Raw genomic sequence first — 3,278 nt, 5'->3', positions numbered from 1 at the left:
CCTTTCTATAAGCAATTTCTTTACTGTAAGATTGTTTATAGTGGAATTGAGTAAGTGATCTGCATACGCTGACATCTCTTTGCCATTCTTTGCAAATTTAATTCCACCCGCCTTACCCCTTTTTCCAGAAAGAATCTGTGATTTAATAGCAACTGGATATTCAAATTTTCTAAGTTCGCCAACATTTTCTATTACATATCCCTCGGGTACTGGTATTCCATATTTCCTGAATATTTCCTTACCCATATATTCATAAAGATTCATTGCAATCCATAATATATTAATAAAGCATATTTAATATTATTTTTTAGGGAATAAGTTTTATGCTCAAAGTTTTTCAACTTGTCAGATATTTTCTCCATGTTGTATATATTTAAATGATTAAATCCCAGTGACATCCTCCCCAGGCTAACGCATGGGGCTTCCCGCTTCAACAACTCAACTTGCATTGCAGAGGTTGAGCCTCTACGGGCATAAAATCGGCGACAGTCCGTGCCTACTCTTTTTTTTATGTTTTATTATAAACATTTTAAATATCTTATCTATAGCATCATTTAATATGTTTATTGCCGCATTTAAATCCCTATCAATGGTAATACCACATACATCACAATGATATGTTCTATCATCCAATGTTAAATCATTTTTTATATTTCCACATTTTGAGCATTTCATTGATGTGTATTTAGGATTAACCTTAAGATATGATTTACCGGCACTCCCAGCCTTGTAAATTATATCTTTTATAAGGCTACCCCATGATGCATCCTCTATGCTCTTTGCCAATTTATGGTTTTTAACCATATTGTTTATATTTAAGTCCTCAAATGCTATAAAATTATATTCTTTTATTAATTTATTTGATAATTTCTGTGCAAAGTCATTCCTCTGATTTGAAATATGATTATCCATCCCTGCTAATTGTATTCTTGCTTCCTCCCTGTTTTTTGATCCTTTATTTTTCCTTGATAAACTCCTGTGCAATTTTTTTAATTTCTTTTCCGATTTTCTTAAATATTTTGGTGGTTCTATATCTTCATCATTGCTTGTTTTTATTAATGATAACAATCCTAAATCGAAACCTATTGGTTTATCAGGAATTAGTGAATAATTTATATTATTATTTTCATTAACAGTGAATATAGCATAGTATTTTCCTGTATTCTCCCTTTTTATTGTTAATCCCTTTATTTCTCCATTGATTTCTCTATGCTTGAACATTCTTATTTTTCCTATTTTTGATAATTTTAAATGTGTTTTATCTAATATTTCAAATCCAGATTGTGTATATGTAAATGATTTGTATACTTTCTTTGATTTAAATCTTGGAAAACCTGCTTTTATTTTTTTACCTTTTTCCTTTTCATTTATTCTTCTAAAGAAATTATCATATGCTTTGTCTAACCTATTTGCAACATCCTGAAGTACCTGTGAATATATATATTTATATTCAGGGAATTCATTTTTTAACTCTGGTAATTGATTCTGCTGGTATGTATAATTAACATTTATATTATAATAAAAATCCTTCTTTAATTCATATGCCATCTTTCTCTGTTCTAACATTGCATTGTATAAATTATAGGATAAATCAAGAATATAATCTATCTTTTTGATTTGCTCTTTATTCGGGTATATTCTGAATTTATAAGCCCTCATGCCTTTTTGCCTCCTGTGAGTCTACATATTCTTTTAAAACATCTTGTATAATGATTTTAACCATAACACCATTATGGGAATGATCCTTATCGCATTCTATATCCAGTACATCAACATTGAATGTTTCTGATATTTCCCTTAAAAATACTTTCTTTCTGTATTTTACAACCTGAATAAAGTGGTAATACAAAGAGTACACTGAATGCTGACCCTTATCCAGATTATATGGTGACATAGTTGTATAATAACTTAATAGGCTATAAAATTTGCACTTTCATCCCCCCTCTAACCAGTAGATCAAAAATCACCTCCAGAGTGCCCATTTGACCGAACAAGATCGGTAACAAAGGGATTGGCTCCAATCAGTTTTGATGCGATGAATACCCTCATGTTATCAGCTATTGTCTTCACTCTGGATATAATATTCAACAGAACCCACATGTTGTACAGGAGAATTGCAAGATAGAAATACAGCAGCCTTATGTCATGTCTTTTAGATGTTGTTCTTGCAAGGAACTTTCTAATCATGCGATATCCCGTTTCAATTCCCCATCTTTTTCTATACAATTTAAGTAGCTTCTTCGGTGAAATATCCATGTTTGTTGCGAATACATACAGCATCGTGCCTTTCTTGCTATGCCCATATATGGAAACGATACGAAATGAAGCCTGATTCTTCTTTCTCCTATGATGTGAAGATGTCCTATATTCCATGTCTATTTCTTCCCCCTTACATTCTTTGCCAAGCTTAGGTGCATGCATTACGAATTTCATGCCTGTGGAATTCAGGTAATTAATCAAGTCTATGGAATAGAATCCACCATCCATCAGGAGAGAATTGATCTTTATGCCATGTGATTCAATGATATCCAGAAGCTTTGATACCATACTCAGGATTGTCCTCTCCCTGACCGGGATAACGGCAATAACGAATCTGATTCCCTTTATCACTATGGATGCAGTGGCATATTCATATGCATAATTGGTTCCGGCCTTATTCTTTGTGCCTATTATTCCCTCTGTTTCAATGTCACCATAATACATCTCGTCGTGCCAGTCTATGGCGATGATGAGAGGTTTCCTGAAGAATCCTTTCTTTCTCATTGTGGCAATAAGATCTGCATTGATCTGTAGCAGTCCTTCCGGATTCTTATCACGGAGATGATTCCTCACAGTCTGTCCGGATATACCTGTAAGTTGAGATGATCCCTCAACATAGCTGTTATCCATGCAGGCCAGAAGAACCGTTTTAAGGGTAAGGTTCTCGCTCCTGGAATCTCCAAAGTTGAGAGATTCCTTTATGGACTGCACAAAATTTATGTAACTTCCTGTAGTATGGGCTCTGTCTGGCATGTTTTTCATCATCAAAGTCGGTAGACTCATGCCAGACAATTGTCAGCTGAAATATATTTTTGATCTACTGTACATGCTGGGGGAAAGGCCAATCCACACTATAATAAGGAATCCATATTTGCTCCCTCCACCGTTGATTATCTTGGAAGTTTGCCGGCTGANATGACTAAAGAAGACATAAAAAGGGTCGAAAACAAATTCCTTAATGCAGCTGAAATAGCCTACAGAGCANGATTTGATGGTATAGAACTTCATGGAGCCCACGG

At 34.1% G+C, this 3,278-nt stretch carries 3 protein-coding genes and 2 pseudogenes; 1 reads left to right on the top strand and 4 read right to left on the bottom strand.

Features of this window, described 5'->3' with window-relative positions:
- From AMDU4_RS12765 to AMDU4_RS12750, 4 genes and pseudogenes are all read right to left on the bottom strand, one after another.
- Positions 1–264: ATP-grasp domain-containing protein (locus AMDU4_RS12765; protein WP_306766129.1), on the bottom strand; the 264-nt coding region annotated here is incomplete at its 3' end.
- A gap of 201 nt (positions 265–465) precedes the next feature.
- On the bottom strand, positions 466–1,659 hold the full coding sequence (locus AMDU4_RS12760; protein ID WP_021788350.1) for an RNA-guided endonuclease TnpB family protein: 1,194 nt from the start codon (positions 1,657–1,659) through the stop codon (positions 466–468).
- A 73-nt stretch (positions 1,660–1,732) separates the two neighbouring features.
- Positions 1,733–1,894 (bottom strand): annotated as a pseudogene (locus AMDU4_RS12755) (IS200/IS605 family transposase); the annotation flags it as partial.
- Positions 1,895–1,956: 62 nt separating this feature from the next.
- On the bottom strand, positions 1,957–3,042 hold the full coding sequence (locus AMDU4_RS12750; protein ID WP_021788349.1) for a transposase: 1,086 nt from the start codon (positions 3,040–3,042) through the stop codon (positions 1,957–1,959).
- A 75-nt stretch (positions 3,043–3,117) separates the two neighbouring features.
- On the opposite strand from AMDU4_RS12750, the pseudogene AMDU4_RS12745 reads away from it, so the two are divergent.
- Positions 3,118–3,278 (top strand): annotated as a pseudogene (locus AMDU4_RS12745) (hypothetical protein); the annotation flags it as partial.

The sequence above is a fragment of the Ferroplasma sp. Type II genome (genome assembly GCF_000496155.1).
Note: the sequence above shows the minus strand (reverse complement) of the source record. Positions and strands in the feature narration are given on the sequence as shown.

Bases quoted from the DNA above. Each gene is read 5' to 3' on its own strand.
- AMDU4_RS12760 (WP_021788350.1), bottom strand. From the start codon at position 1,659: ATGAGGGCTTATAAATTCAGAATATACCCGAATAAAGAGCAAATCAAA.
- AMDU4_RS12750 (WP_021788349.1), bottom strand. From the start codon at position 3,042: ATGAGTCTACCGACTTTGATGATGAAAAACATGCCAGACAGAGCCCAT.